Annotated in this window: 15 protein-coding genes; 10 read left to right on the top strand and 5 right to left on the bottom strand. The window is 27.0% G+C overall.

The genetic code is table 11. The features are described from left to right. Positions 1-41 precede the first annotated feature (41 nt). From BLS77_RS01500 to BLS77_RS19645, 4 genes are all read left to right on the top strand, one after another. A complete protein-coding gene (locus BLS77_RS01500) occupies positions 42-485 on the top strand; it encodes a hypothetical protein (protein ID WP_089965116.1) in 444 nt (147 codons plus the stop codon). A 50-nt stretch (positions 486-535) separates the two neighbouring features. Next, positions 536-784 (top strand): DUF4190 domain-containing protein, encoded by a 249-nt coding sequence (locus tag BLS77_RS01505; RefSeq protein WP_089965118.1) that lies wholly within the window; start codon positions 536-538, stop codon positions 782-784. Positions 785-1,097: 313 nt separating this feature from the next. Beyond that, a complete protein-coding gene (locus BLS77_RS01510) occupies positions 1,098-2,342 on the top strand; it encodes an NAD(P)-dependent oxidoreductase (RefSeq protein WP_242873909.1) in 1,245 nt (414 codons plus the stop codon). A gap of 180 nt (positions 2,343-2,522) precedes the next feature. Then, entirely contained in the window at positions 2,523-2,690 is a 168-nt protein-coding gene (locus BLS77_RS19645) for a hypothetical protein (protein ID WP_175490730.1), read from the top strand. A 182-nt stretch (positions 2,691-2,872) separates the two neighbouring features. Here BLS77_RS19645 and BLS77_RS01515 read toward each other — a convergent pair whose 3' ends face one another. Next, on the bottom strand, positions 2,873-3,487 hold the full coding sequence (locus BLS77_RS01515; protein ID WP_089965122.1) for an NUDIX hydrolase: 615 nt from the start codon (positions 3,485-3,487) through the stop codon (positions 2,873-2,875). A 310-nt stretch (positions 3,488-3,797) separates the two neighbouring features. On the opposite strand from BLS77_RS01515, the gene BLS77_RS19650 reads away from it, so the two are divergent. Together BLS77_RS19650 and BLS77_RS01520 are read left to right on the top strand one after the other, a co-directional pair. After that, the gene (locus tag BLS77_RS19650) at positions 3,798-3,938 is read left to right on the top strand and encodes a hypothetical protein (protein WP_167867461.1); all 141 of its coding nucleotides are present in this window, start codon (positions 3,798-3,800) and stop codon (positions 3,936-3,938) included. 82 nt (positions 3,939-4,020) lie between these two features. Continuing rightward, positions 4,021-5,703, top strand: a complete 1,683-nt coding sequence (locus BLS77_RS01520; protein WP_089965124.1) for a cell shape-determining protein — start codon at positions 4,021-4,023, stop codon at positions 5,701-5,703. A 93-nt stretch (positions 5,704-5,796) separates the two neighbouring features. Here the strand turns inward: BLS77_RS01520 and BLS77_RS01525 are convergent, their stop codons facing one another. Then, entirely contained in the window at positions 5,797-6,315 is a 519-nt protein-coding gene (locus tag BLS77_RS01525) for a L,D-transpeptidase (RefSeq protein ID WP_089965126.1), read from the bottom strand. Between the two features lie 98 nt (positions 6,316-6,413). On the opposite strand from BLS77_RS01525, the gene BLS77_RS01530 reads away from it, so the two are divergent. Next, on the top strand, positions 6,414-6,917 hold the full coding sequence (locus BLS77_RS01530) for a ribonuclease H family protein (RefSeq protein WP_089965127.1): 504 nt from the start codon (positions 6,414-6,416) through the stop codon (positions 6,915-6,917). 201 nt (positions 6,918-7,118) lie between these two features. Here the strand turns inward: BLS77_RS01530 and BLS77_RS01535 are convergent, their stop codons facing one another. Together BLS77_RS01535 and BLS77_RS01540 are read right to left on the bottom strand one after the other, a co-directional pair. Then, positions 7,119-7,592: a hypothetical protein gene (locus BLS77_RS01535; RefSeq protein ID WP_089965129.1), complete on the bottom strand. Its 474-nt coding sequence runs from the start codon at positions 7,590-7,592 to the stop codon at positions 7,119-7,121. Between the two features lie 241 nt (positions 7,593-7,833). Beyond that, positions 7,834-9,858 carry a thioredoxin domain-containing protein gene (locus BLS77_RS01540; RefSeq protein ID WP_089965131.1) on the bottom strand — a complete coding sequence of 675 codons (2,025 nt, stop codon included), beginning with the start codon at positions 9,856-9,858 and terminating at the stop codon, positions 7,834-7,836. A 250-nt stretch (positions 9,859-10,108) separates the two neighbouring features. Here BLS77_RS01540 and BLS77_RS01545 point away from each other — a divergent pair, with 250 nt between their 5' ends. Beyond that, positions 10,109-11,200, top strand: coding sequence for a BMP family lipoprotein (locus tag BLS77_RS01545; RefSeq protein ID WP_089965133.1), 1,092 nt, complete (start codon positions 10,109-10,111; stop codon positions 11,198-11,200). A gap of 135 nt (positions 11,201-11,335) precedes the next feature. Further along, positions 11,336-12,805, top strand: coding sequence for an HsdM family class I SAM-dependent methyltransferase (locus BLS77_RS01550; RefSeq protein WP_089965135.1), 1,470 nt, complete (start codon positions 11,336-11,338; stop codon positions 12,803-12,805). Positions 12,806-12,875: 70 nt separating this feature from the next. On the opposite strand, the gene ytaF is transcribed toward BLS77_RS01550, so the two are convergent. Beyond that, complete coding sequence (gene ytaF / locus BLS77_RS01555) at positions 12,876-13,499, bottom strand: sporulation membrane protein YtaF (protein ID WP_089965137.1); 624 nt, start codon at positions 13,497-13,499, stop codon at positions 12,876-12,878. A 222-nt stretch (positions 13,500-13,721) separates the two neighbouring features. Here ytaF and BLS77_RS01560 point away from each other — a divergent pair, with 222 nt between their 5' ends. Next, a complete protein-coding gene (locus BLS77_RS01560; RefSeq protein ID WP_089965138.1) occupies positions 13,722-14,027 on the top strand; it encodes a hypothetical protein in 306 nt (101 codons plus the stop codon). Positions 14,028-14,287: the final 260 nt, after the last annotated feature.

Genomic DNA, 14,287 nt, shown 5'->3' on the forward strand with positions numbered 1-14,287 from the left:
TAAATAGTATAAAATAAGAATAGTATTTAAGGATGACAAATATGAAAAATAAAATAAAATTTGATATAGGATATGAGCGATACAATGAGTTTAACCTAGTTATAATTATGCTTGCAACTATGGTTATTTTTTTGCCTATAATAGCTTATTTAATTAGACTCATAATACCTAATATGATTAGATGTTTTTATTATGAATTTACTTCTAACCCGTGTCCATTTTGTGGAGTAACAAGTGATATAAGAAATATAATTAAGGGAAACATATTTGCGCCTAAGTATAATATGATTTCTATGCCTGTTCTAATATGTTCAGTTTTAGAAATAATAGGTAGGGTTAGTCTAATATGTAACAAAAGTAAGCTTAAATACATAGACTTAAGAGTGAATGTTTTCAGAGTAGATTTTATATATCATGGCATTATATTTATGCTAATACTTATTTATATTTTAGCTTTTTTTATGTTTCATTTAAGAAGATTTTAATTACTTAAAATTACTTTGAAAAATATTAAAATAGAGGGGATGTTTTTAATATGGATATTGCAGCATTGGTTTTGGGAATAGTTGGAATGCTTTTTAGCTTTTTCTGCGGGTTTATAACTATGATAACGGCACCAATAGGATTAACACTTGGAATTATTGATTTAGTTAAAAAGAAAAAAGAAAATATGACAAACAATGGTATGGCTATATCAGGGATAATACTTTGTAGTTTATCTTTAGTTATAGCTGTTATAATGTTTTTTGTATTGGCTTCTGTATTTAGTAGTTTATCTTATTAGAGACATTTAAAAGAGGGGCTGGTAACATTAACTATGTTACCAGCCCCTCTTTATTAGTAATTATTTTCTGAAGATAAATATGATTTAGAATACCATGAAAACCTTTAAATACAATAAATTCTAATTAATAAAAATTATTACAAAGTATTTCATTTTGAACAAAAGTATCATATAATTATATAAAATTAAGGCATCTGAAAAAACAGTTAGTGAAATAACAGTTATGGTTCAAAATACATTAGCTTAATAACTAGTTATTTTTGATTAATAACTAGTTATTTTTGAATATGCCAAAAACTACATGGAGGAAATTATGATAACTTTTTTAAAAAATGAAGCAGATAGATGTTTAATGTGCAAAAATCCAAGGTGTAAACAGCATTGTCCAATAAGCACACCTATACCAGAAGTAATTGCATTATATAAAGAGGGCAAAATAAAGGAAGCTGGAGAAATGCTTTTTAAAAATAATCCTTTATCCTTAATATGTTCAATAGTATGCCCTCACGAAGAGCAATGCAAGGGGAATTGTATTAGAGGAATAAAAGGTGAACCGGTACATTTCTATGAAATAGAAAAGGAAATATCTACTGAATTTCTAGAAAAAGCAGAAATAATAGTTGAAAATAAATTAAAAGATAGAATAGCCATAATTGGTGGAGGCCCTGCAGGAATTACAATTGCATTTGTACTTGCAACTAAAGGATATAAAGTAACTATATTTGATAGTCATGAAAAAATAGGTGGAGTTTTAAGATATGGTATTCCAGAATTTAGACTTCCAAGAACTATTATAGATGAACTTGAAAATAAGCTTATTCAAGTAGGTGTTAAGATAAGACCAAATACTTTAATAGGACCGGTTGTTACCTTAGATAAATTATTTAAAGATGGTTATAGTGCAGCGTTTATAGGTACAGGAGTTTGGAACCCAAGAACTTTAGATATAAAGGGAGAAACTTTAGGTAATTCGCATTATGCAATAGATTATTTGAAATCTCCAAGTGTATATAGATTAGGTACTAAAGTTTGTGTTATTGGAGCGGGAAATGTTGCTATGGATGCAGCTAGAACGGCAAAGCAAAATGGAGCAAAAGAAGTCTATGTATTATATAGAAAAGGCGTTGAAGATATGCCGGCAACAAAAGTAGAAATAGAAGAAGCTAAGGCTGATGGAATTGAGTTTAAATTATATAAGGCTCCTCTTGAAATTACTGAAGAGGGAGTTAGATATATAGAAACTAAAAAAGTAGTTTTAGAAGATGGAAGGGTTGATTTAGTTTCAATAGAAGGTTCAGAAAATATATTTGAATGTGATTCTGTAATTATAGCTATTAGTCAATTACCTAAAAACAATATAGTAAATAACACTAAGGGGCTTGAAACTAATAAATCGGGATTGTTACTTGCAGATCATACGGGGCATACAACTAGAAATGGTGTTTTTGCATCTGGAGATGTAGTAACTGGAGCTAAAACTGTTGTTCAAGCTGTTGCAGATGCAAAAAATGTAGCAGAGGCTATAGATGAATATTGCAATAAACTTAGGGCACTTTAAAAAAATAACTAAGAAATTTTAATAGATGTTTTTTATTGGAAAATTATATATTAATTACAATGAATTTTAAAATGAAATTAGAGCAAAATAGAATTATTAAGGAAGAGCAAGAAAATAACTAGCAGATAAGCTGGTAGATTTCTTGTTACATTCTTTAAATAATAAGGAGGTGTAGGTAATATGAGTAATGCTGAAGAAAAAACATCTTATAAAAATAATAAACATAGCGATGAATCTCGTTGTGGACACAAACATTCAAAGGATGAAAGTTCTTCACATCAAGGCTCTCAACATGGTGATGAAAAAACAGCAACAAACAATGAATGGACTTCAACTAATTTAAAATAACCATGAATATTACAATATGAATTAAGCATCAAAATCATAATGTAAAACTAAAATAACTAAAATCAAATTAGTAATGTGAAAAGTGGATTCAATAATATGAATCCACTTTTTTATGTTTTATATAAAATATTAATAATATATCTCAAAACATAAATATTAAATTTAAATTAGTAAGGAATATTTTATTTATTATCTTTAAAAGTAGTTAAAAAATTATTAAGTATTTTAGCTGTTAATCCCCAAATGACATAATCATTATAAATGTAAAATTGAGTTGGATAAGGAGAGGTCTTAAATTTGTAATTAGGGTCTTGAATTAAATCAAAAGGAAAATCAGCACATCTATTAATACCGATAGTATTAATGTATTCTAAAGGAGCATATTTCAACAAAAAGTCTACGGGAACTAAAAATATATGATCAACCTCATCTTTGTTAATATGTAAATCTTCTATATTTTTTAACCAGCCAACATAAGGATTAATTATAAAATTAAATGGAGATACAAATAAATCTAAAGGTGATATTATTTCTATATCATTATTATTTATTCCGAGTTCCTCACAAGTTTCACGAATAGCTGCATCATAGGTAGATTCATTATTTTCAATCCCTCCACCTGGAAAACAAATTTCTCCAGGTTGTGCTCTTAGAGTTTTAGCTCTTACCTCAAAAAGTATATGTGTCTTATTATCCTTTTCTACTAAAGGTATTAAAATAGAATATTTCTTCATATTTTCAGCTCCATTAATATATGGAGTAAAGTTTTTAAACGCCTTATATAAATTTTCTTTCATAAAATCACCTCATAAAAGTTTATAAATTAATAATATCAAAATATACTACATTATAAAACCTAAATAAGTTGATTTGATATTAAAAATAAAAATATGTATATAATTTCAAAAAAGTGTCTAGAATAATAATGTAGGTAGTTAGTATAGGACAGCATACTATTTTGACTGACTATAAGGCGTTATAACGTAAGTTATAACGCCTTTAATTTTAGGAAATTTTTTAAAAAGTAATATAATATGAAAGCTTATTCCTCTTTTATTGAAGTAGCATAGAATATAGTAAATACAGAATAAAGGAGGGGGACATACTGTGAGATTATTTCAAGTTAGTTTAATGATAACAATAGGAGTTCTTATGGCTATAATAGATGTTACTCCATATTTAAGAACTCAAAAAGCTATAAAAAAAGCAAAAGAAGTAAAAGATACTCTTAAAAGTGATTTTAAATAAAATATAAATAGTTTTTTTTATAATGTCATGCTATAATGCAATTAGAAGTAATAAAAAAATCAATATTTATGGAGGAATTAAATTGGATAATATTCGTGAATTTAAACCAAAGAAGAGTTCATTTGTTAAATATTTAAAATTTTTAATTGGGGCATATGCATTAGGTGGAGTTATTTTATTTTTAGGTGGTAACCTAATATTAGATGTTACATTAAGCATATTTTATGTGATAGGTATATTTGTGGTGGTAAGTATTGCATATTCATTGATGACATTTGATAAAAAATATGGAATGGCAGGAATTATAGCTGTAGTTATATATTTTGCATTGATAATTGTCTCTAGTCCAATTATAAATTATAAAGCACATAGAGGCTTGATTGGTGAAGTAAAAGAAGTTGATTTTACAAGTCAGATAGAATATATTGATCTTAAGCAATTACCAACTATAGATAAAGATGTTGCTTATAAATTAGCAGATAAAAAACTTGGAGAAATCTCAAGTTTAGGTAGTCAAGTTACTATTGGTGATTTAAATTTACAAAGTGTTAATGGACAACTATACTATGTTGCTCCACTTGAACATTCATCATTATTCAAATGGTTAACTAATAATGATGGTACTCCAGGGTACATAAAAGTTAGTGCCACAAACCAAAGTGATGTTCAATTAATTACAGAAATAGAAGGAAAAGAATTAAAAATAAAATATCTAAAATCAGCATATTTATTAGATGATCTAAATAGAGCAGCTTATTTTAGGGATATGAAAGCAGGACACACTGATTATACCTTTGAATTAGATGACTCAGGAAATCCATATTGGACTATTACTAGATATGATAATGCGGTTGGAATAGCTGAAGCAAAAGCAATAGGAACATTAGTTATAAATTCTCAAACAGGAGAATCACAAGTTTATGATATTGAAAATACTCCAAAGTGGGTAGATAGAATACAACCAGATAAGTATATTAAGGGTTATGTAGATAAATGGGGAAAATTAGTTCATGGTATATTTAATTTTAACGATAAAGATAAATTAAAGAGTACAGAGGGAATGAATTTAATATTTAATAAAGATATTTGTTATTATTATACAGGAGTAACTTCAGTTGGTAATGATGAAGGATTAGTAGGATTTACATTAACAAATACAAGAACAGGAGAAACTACTTTATATAAAACAGCAGGAGCAACTGAAACTGCAAGTATGCAATCTGCTGAAGGTAAGGTACAACAATTTGGATATAAAGCAACATTCCCATATTTAATTAATATTCAAAATGAACCAACTTACTTTATAACATTAAAAGATTCAAATGGACTTGTAAAACAATATGCAATGGTAAATGTTAAAAATTATAATATAGTAGGTGTTGGAGATTCTCTTCAAGGCACATTAAACAAATATTTAGAAGGTTTAACAAATACTAATATATCTTTAGAAGGTTCAAGTAGTGAAGAAACTCTTGAGAGTGAAGTTGAAAGAATAGGGCTTGTTGTTAAAGATGGAACAAGTATATATGATATAAAATTAAAAGGAAATGATCATATTTTTTCAATTTCAACAGAAACATCAAGAGAAGTAGCATTAACTTCCCTTGGAGATAAGGTTAAGGTTAAGTATATAAAAGTTGGAGAGGGTAGATTTGTTTTAACAAACTCCTTTGAAAATATAACAATAAAATTAGTAGAAAAATCAGAAACTGAAAAAACAGATACTCCAGTAGTGCCTGAAGTACCGATAAAAACAGGATCATAATAAAATGATAAAAAAGAAACTCGAAAAATTTCGGGTTTCTTTTTTATTAGAACTAAAAAAATAACCAGTCAAAGGCTTAAAGGTATCATATAACTATACAATGTGTATGGAGGTATTTCTAGGTACATTATCCCAAATCCACTTAGCGTTTTCTTTAGCGAGCCTTACGCAACCATCAGAGATAGCCATGCCAAGTCTACCATCTTTTATAGATCCATCTAAATTATAAATAATTGAATGGAATAAGTAATTGTTTTTTATTTGGCTATAGTACCAACATTTATAACCTCTATTAACTCCAAAATAAAGACCTTTAATGCCTAATTTAAAGTCGCCTTTAATAGTAGGGGTAGATGCCTTTCCAATACTACATAGGTAACTGCGCGAAAGCTTCCACTTATTATTAGAGCCTTCAAAAATATTTGTCTTAAAATTTTTAGTATCAACGTAAATAAAATAGTAGGTATCACTAGTAAAGTTATTACTATTGACAAGATTTGTAATAGTGGTTAAATAATCCTTATCAACTTTATACTCCCTAAGGATAGTATTTAATTTATAGTTAATATTTCTATAAAAATTTTTAAAGTAATGAGTTAAGTAATTAGCCATAAAAACACTCCTAAAAACTTATATATATATAATATTATAATCAATGATTAAGAAAGTGTGAGTTTGTCCATAATTTAAAAAAAGGGAGGTTTTAAATTATGGTTAAAATTTATATTGATGGTGGATGTAAAAGAAAAGGTATGTTTTCAGGAGTATATTGCAATTATAAAGATATTAATATTAATTATTCCAAAAGAGTAGGACAAGGGTTAAAGAAAAATTCCCAGGAATTAGCGTTATGTCATGCTATTGAAATTATTAAAAGACTTGGAATAAATGAAGAAATAAAAATTTATTCATCTAATAATAAATTATCAGAAATATTAACAAGAAAAATAATTACTGATAAAGATATTAAAAAATTTCCAATGATTAATGAAATAAATAGATTTATGCAAAGTAATAACATTGAGTTAGAGTTTATATCAAAAAGAAAAAATAAATGTAGAAATTTAATAAAGGAAGCAGGTAAAGGTATATTCTATAATGAAGTAGGTATAGTAAATCTACAGGATTTAGAAACTAAAAAAGGAAAATTAATGAAGGTTATATTTAATGGCCCAAGTAATGGAATTATTAATTATGAAGAAGTTATAGCGTAAGTTATTAAGGCGTTTTTAAAGAATATTATGTTCCAGTAGATAAGTATAGGGCGGATATAATTTTAGAAAATGAAAAAATAACTATATATGTAAGTAATAAGGCGTCATAAAATAAATAAAAATAGGGAATCTAACAAAAGGTTCCCTATTTTTCATATGTTTTAATTTAATAAAGTGTAACTTTATTAAATTATATTTGGTTTATAAAAGATTATAATAGTCTAAATACCTACGGTCAAAATCTTCAGGCTTCATATCATTAGTTAGGCTATGTGGTTTTTGTGGCGTATTGCCCCAAAGGTTTTCTATTTTAGTTTTAATTGGTGCAAGTGTTTTAACTTCTAAGGTTACTTTTCTATTAAAGATTACCTCATTAGTATTTTCACTTATTATTTTTTTTCTTACTTGAATTAGATCTTCTAAGCTATGCATTAATATATAAGCTTTTTTTCTGCCTAGATTTACATTTCTTGATTCATCTTTATCTAAACTAAGCATGAATACTATTCCAGTGAAATGTTCAAAGACATCTTTTTCCTTTTGCAACTCTTCTTTAAAAAAATCAGTTATATCTGGTATATTTGCTTCTATCATATTTTCTTTAGCTTGTATTTTGTACTCTAATGCCTTATGAACTACACAAGCACTTTTGTGATTAAATAATATATTACTCATTTAGTAACTCCTCTTTATATGAAATATTAATGATTAGAAATTTTTTTGTTTTTAAATATTATTATATTAATTAAGTTCTATTATCCCAATGTAAGGAGTTGAGTATAGCATAAGTTTTTCCTAGTTTCAAATAAACTTAGGTGATAGTTATATAAGTAATTCACAAAAAATGAAGTAATATTAAATTCTCTTTAACTATACAATAAGACTTATTTGTTGCTTATTTAAAAATAACTTAACGCTAAGAAAGCGTAATTTCATTTAAATTATTTGATGGTGTATTACATGAACCATTAGTGCATAAATAATAAGTGGTTTTATCATTTTTCATAGTATAGTTTTTAGTAAATGGAATTAGGTTTTCTAGTTCTTTTTCATTTTCTTTAGTTTTAACTACAATTGTTAAATTAGGTGTGAATTTATTTTTCAAAGTGATTTTAAGGTCTTCTAATTCGCTATTATCGTTGGCAACTACTACTAATTCTTTTGAAGGATAAAGCATTTCCATTAAAGCTATAACATAAAAACTATAACCAATAGGCATTTCTTTAACTGTTCCATAGAAAGCAGTAAGCTGTTTAAAGGCGTATTCTTCTAAATTTTTATCGGCCGTTAATTTGTATAGCTTAACTAAGTTAAAACTTGCAACAGAGTTTCCTGAAGGCAATGCACCATCATAAATATCCTTAGGGTTAGCAATTAAAGTTTTAGAATCCCTACCATTTAAGAAGAAACCATGATTTTTTGTATCCCAAAATAAATCAATCATAGCTTTATTAAGTTTTAAAGCTTCTTTTAAATATTTAACATCAAAAGTAGAATTGTAAAGTTCCGTTAATGACCAAACTAGGTATGCATAATCATCTAAATAGCCTAAGTATTTAGAATTACCATCCCTAAAGCGGGCAAGTAATCTACCATTATCATTAGTTAATTTTTCTTTAATAAAGTTTAAAGCTTTTTTTGCAGCGTGAAGATATTTTTCATCTCCTAAAACTTTATATCCTTTTGCAAGAGCTGTAATCATTAAAGCATTCCAAGATGTTAGTATTTTATCATCCTTATGAAGTTTAGTTCTTAAATTTCTATATTCAAAGACTTTATATCTAAGAGACTTTATTTTTTCATCTTCTTTATTATAAGCATAGTTATCTATTAAGTTTAAAATGTTTGAACCTTCAAAATTACCTTCTGGAGTAACCCCATAGTAATTATTAAAGTAAGCTCCATCTTCATCACCAAGAAGTACTAGGATTTCAGCTGGGTTAAATACATAAAATTTACCTTCAATTCCATCACTATCAGCATCTTCAGCAGAATAAAAACCACCTTCCTCACTTGCCATTTGAGTTAGAATATATTCAAATGTATTTACACATATGGTTTTGTATAAAGGGTTTTTAGTTTGCTCATATGTTTCTAAATAGGTTATTAATAAAAGTGCATTATCATATAACATTTTTTCGAAGTGGGGAATAAGCCATGCTTCATCTGTAGCATATCTAGAAAAACCATATCCTATATGGTCATAAATACCACCTTTAAACATTGAATTAAGAGTTTTCTCCACCATTTCTAAAGGATTTATCATATTTTCATTAATACCAAATCTTAATAAAAACATTAATTTATGAGCAGATGGGAACTTTGGAACATCTCCAAAACCACCATTAGTTGAATCAAACATTTGGCTAGATAATAAGAATGTATCTTTAACAGGTGTTTTTGTTAATTCTTCACTAGAATTTTCTGGAGAAAAATCATCTTTTATAGACTCTAGTATTCTATTTCCAGATTGAATAATTTCATCCTTAGAAGTATACCATTTGCTACCTATGGATTTAAGGATTTGAAGCAAACCGGGTTTTCCATATTTATTATCCTTTGGAAAATAAGTTCCTGCATAAAATGGTATTTGATCAGGGGTCATAAGTATTGTTAAAGGCCATCCGCCCTGTCCTGTAAGACGCTGGCAAACTGTCATATATATACTGTCTATATCAGGGCGTTCTTCTCTATCAACCTTAATAGCTATGAAATTATTATTCATTAGATCAGCGACTTCAATATCTTCAAAGCTTTCATGAGCCATAACGTGGCACCAATGACAAGTGCTATATCCAATGCTTAAAAAGATAGGCTTGTTTTCTGCCTTAGCTTTTTCAAAAGCCTCACCTGACCAACTAAACCAGTTAATTGGATTATAAGCATGTTGAAGAAGATAAGGTGATTTTTCTTTAATTAAATGATTTGTTTTTTTATTCAAATTCGAACACCTCCTAAGTATTATTCTGCCTAAATTTATAATTATTATAACTTATAAAAGTATGTTGCAGATAAAAATTAAGTGATATTTAATTATTTTTACTATTTGTTGGGTAACATAAATACAAGTTTATAAATAATAAATTTTATTAATTACAACTTATATATACATAAAGGTTAAGGTGGATTTTTATTTATCATAATTCAAGTAATGTTAATAATCAAATTTTTATATAGGAGGAAAAATTTTTATGGACAAAAAAAGACTTATAGCTTTAGTTGCAGTAGTTACTACTATGTTTGCTGGGTTTGGAAATACGGCAGAATCTCAAACCATAATAAAAGGAGATGTTAAAGTTGGTATGGTTACAGATTCAAATAATATTGATGATAAATCATTTAATCAAGGTACTTGGGAAGGTATAGAAAGAGCAGCAAAAGATTTCAATTTAGATAGTAAATATTTAAAATCACTTAGCGAAACAGAAGATGAATATACTAAAGCAATTGATAGATTAGTTGATTTGGGATTTAACTTTATAGTAACTCCAGGATTTGCATTTCGGACTACTATATTCAAAGCTCAAGAAAAATATAAAGACATAAAATTTGTTTTATTAGATGGATCTCCTGTTGAGGGTGGAATAGCTGGTGAAAAAGTAAAAGTTGGAGATAACACAGTTTCGATATTATTCGCAGAACATGAAGCTGGTTTTATAGCCGGGGTAGCAACAGCTCTTAAAATGAAAGATGGCAATGTAGGGTTTATTGGAGGAATGGAAACACCACCAGTACAAAGATTTAATTGGGGATTCCAACAAGGTATAAAATATGCAAATTCTAACTTAGGAACTAACATAGAATTAAAATCAGAAAATATTATATACCAAGGTTCATTTACTAATGTTGCTGAAGCTCAACAATTAGCTGCTGAAATGTATGATAGAGGAGCTAAAGCTATATTCTGTGCTGCTGGCAACTTATGTAATGGCGCTATAAATGAAGCTAAAGAAAGAGCTAGTTTAGGTAAAGAAGCTTGGATAGTTGGTGCTGATAAAGATCAATATGATAGTGGCATATATAAAGGTAAGCAATCGGTTGTTATAACTTCAGCCATTAAGAACCTAGACAGTGTAACTTATAATATGATTAAAGATGCTACTGAAGAAAAATTTCAAGGTGGAAAAATTTTAATTTATGATGTTAAAAATGATGGTGTAGGTATACCAAAAAAAAATCCAAACCTAACCGAAGATACAATGAAAAAAGTTGATGAGATATATGGAAAAATTAAATCGGGTGATATAAAAGTATCAGCAGAAAAAGGCGACTTAATAAAATAATAAAGACTTGATTGGATCCAAGTCTTAAAAATTGTTGTAAATAATGGATATTTAATTATTAAGCAACTTATTTTTTTAAAATGACTAAAGAGGTGTATAATAGTATAGACTCTGTACAAGAGAGGAGACCGGTTTATGGGAAGAGGTAAAAAACAAGTAGTAGAGGATAATATTGATAAAAGAGAATCAGGATATTATTCAACACCGAGGTTTGTAGCAGATTATGTCTCCAAAAGAATGCTAGAAATTAATCCTTCTGGTAAAAAAGTTTTAGATCCATGTTGTGGCAAAGAAGAACTTCTTAACATATTTTTAAAAGAGAATATGCTAATAGACGGATTTGATATAAATACATATAGCCATAATTATAAATGTAATTTTAAAGAAAAAGATTTTTTAAGATTTTATGGAGATAGGAAAAATAAAAAATTAAATAATATGCAGCTAAAATATGATTACTTTATTGCAAATCCTCCATATAATTGTCATGAAGTAGAATTAATAAAGGGCAACAAGACGGATCTTAAAAAGATTTTTAGTGATGTAGGAATTTATAATACATATAGCATGTTTATTTCAGCTATAATTGATTTAGCAAAACCTAATGCAATTATTGGATTAATTACACATGATTCATTTTTCACGGCAAAATATCATGAATCATTAAGAAGAAAAATAGTTAAAGAATGTGCAATTCATGAAATAACAATGTGTCCAACAGATTTATTTAAGGAGCAAGGGGCCGATGTAAGAACTAGTATAATAATTTTACAAAAGGGAATAAAAAATCAAAAATATATTAGAGTAAATAATAGAGTAACATCTACAAAAGAATTTAGAGAACTTATAGAAGGTGGAAGTGGTAGTGAAAATATAACTAGCCTTAAAAATATACTATTAGATACGCCTTATGATAATCTTGAATTTATTATAGACTGTAATGAAGAAATTAAAAAAATATTTAAAATGGAGAGAATTTCAAATGAATTCAAATGTGTAACAGGAATATCAACTGGAAATGATAAAAAGTATTTATCAACTGAAAAAATAGAACCATATATAATACCTTACTATAAAAATCCTGGAAACAATAGATTTTATACAAATAATTACATATACATACATAAGAGTTTTTTGGAAATACAAAAAGATATTAAAAATTTTATGGTTAGAAATAAAGAATTATTATTTTTACCTGGAATAACATGTTCATCAGTAGGCGTGAATTTTACTGCAGCTAAACTTCCAAAAGGTAGTGCTTTTGGAGTTAATCCTAACATTATATGTAAAGAAGAAGATTCATGGTGGCTGATGGCTTACTTAAATTCATCGCTAGTTACATATTTAGTAAGAGGAATATTATTAAGAAGTAATATGATTACATCGGGATATGTTTCAAGAATTCCCTTGATAAAATTTACAAAGCTAGAGAAAGAGGAACTTAGTAAGTTGTCTAAAGAAGCATATACACAGGCTAAGGAAGGCGAAGATATAAGTAATTCATTAATTAATATTAATTCAATAGTATATAAAGCTTGTAAATTATCAGAAGAAACTATAAGAAAAGTAAGTGAATTTGAAAAAAAGATAGTTAAGAAAGTTTAAAAATAAAAGGTTGAAAAATATTAGGTAGCTAAAAGTGAGAAGATTTTCAGCTACCATAGGTATATAAATTTTATAAAATTCTCATAAATGCTAAAACTATTAGCAATACTCCAGAAAGCCAAGAAAGATTAAAATTCATTTTTTCAACGAATTTTCTGCCTATAAATACACCTAGTAAGATTGAAATAATACCTGTAATCAAACAAAAAAATATAACCTGTATAAGATTAATAGTTATTAAACTACTTCCAAAACCAACGGCTAAACTATCTAATGAAAGTGCAAGGGATAAATAAAATGCTTCTTTAGGACTAAGAGTTTTTGAATTATCAAAGTCGGCTTTTATTTCATCTGCATAAACTTCCATTACAAATTTAAAGTCAAATAACTTGAAAGTTAAGGGTTTATGTGAATTTGAACGTTTTAGTATATAACCTTTAAATATACATTCAAATAATCTATAAATACCAAGCCAAAGCAAAATTGTAAAACTAAAAATCACAGCTATATTTCCAGGAATAAAATCTTTTATTATTGATCCAATAGCTAATGAAAAGCCTAAAACCAAAGCGGAAACTATATCGATAATTAAAGCCGATTTTAAAGGAATTTTAATTTTATTAGTTCCATATGCAATACTAGCTACGAAAGAATCTAGTGATATGGATAACACTAATAATAGTGATGCAAACATAAAAACACCTCGAAAATTATTGTAATTAATAATAATTTATGAAAATAATAGGACTTTAGTGACAAAAAATGTGTTATAATATCATTTGCAAACTATATTTTATAAAATATAGGGATGGCTTAATAAAAATAATAAGTTTATAAATTTACATTTAGGCATTTAAAAAAATAAGCCAAGGTGCCTTAAATTAAAATGTGAAACGAATGGGAAGAGTTAAAAAATATGAGTAGATGGGGAAAATCTATTAAGTCAATGAAAATAGTTTTGATATTAGTTATTATGATTGTAATTGGAAATGATTTATTTCTTATAGTGAAAATAAACTTAACAGAAAGTAAAGTTGCTAAGTCTTATTTTTCAAATAATTACTTTATAGAAGCAAGCAATGAAGAAATGAAAATAGAAAATTTTAAAGAATATATGCTAATGGAAGGCTGGAGCTTTTCAGAAAATTATTATGGAACAATAATTTTTAGAAAAGGAAATTTACAAAAAGAGATACCAGTATATAGACTAATAAAAATTTAGGTATCTTAAAGAAAATAATAATACAAGGTGTGATATATATTTTGTGGCTTCTATGAATGAAGTATAATACAAAATAGATTAGCATAGTGGATTGTTATTTTTTTTTATCGAAAATTGAAGGAAAAAATATAAAAATTTGTAGCAAAAATATATTTTAATATATAGAATAATAAAGTATAATTCTATATATTAAAGAAATAAAACCTCTAAGGCTAGACATAACTAGGTTTTGGAGGTTTTGTTATTTGCTTAAATAGCAA

The organism is Clostridium gasigenes (assembly GCF_900104115.1).
Lineage (GTDB): Bacteria > Bacillota > Clostridia > Clostridiales > Clostridiaceae > Clostridium > Clostridium gasigenes.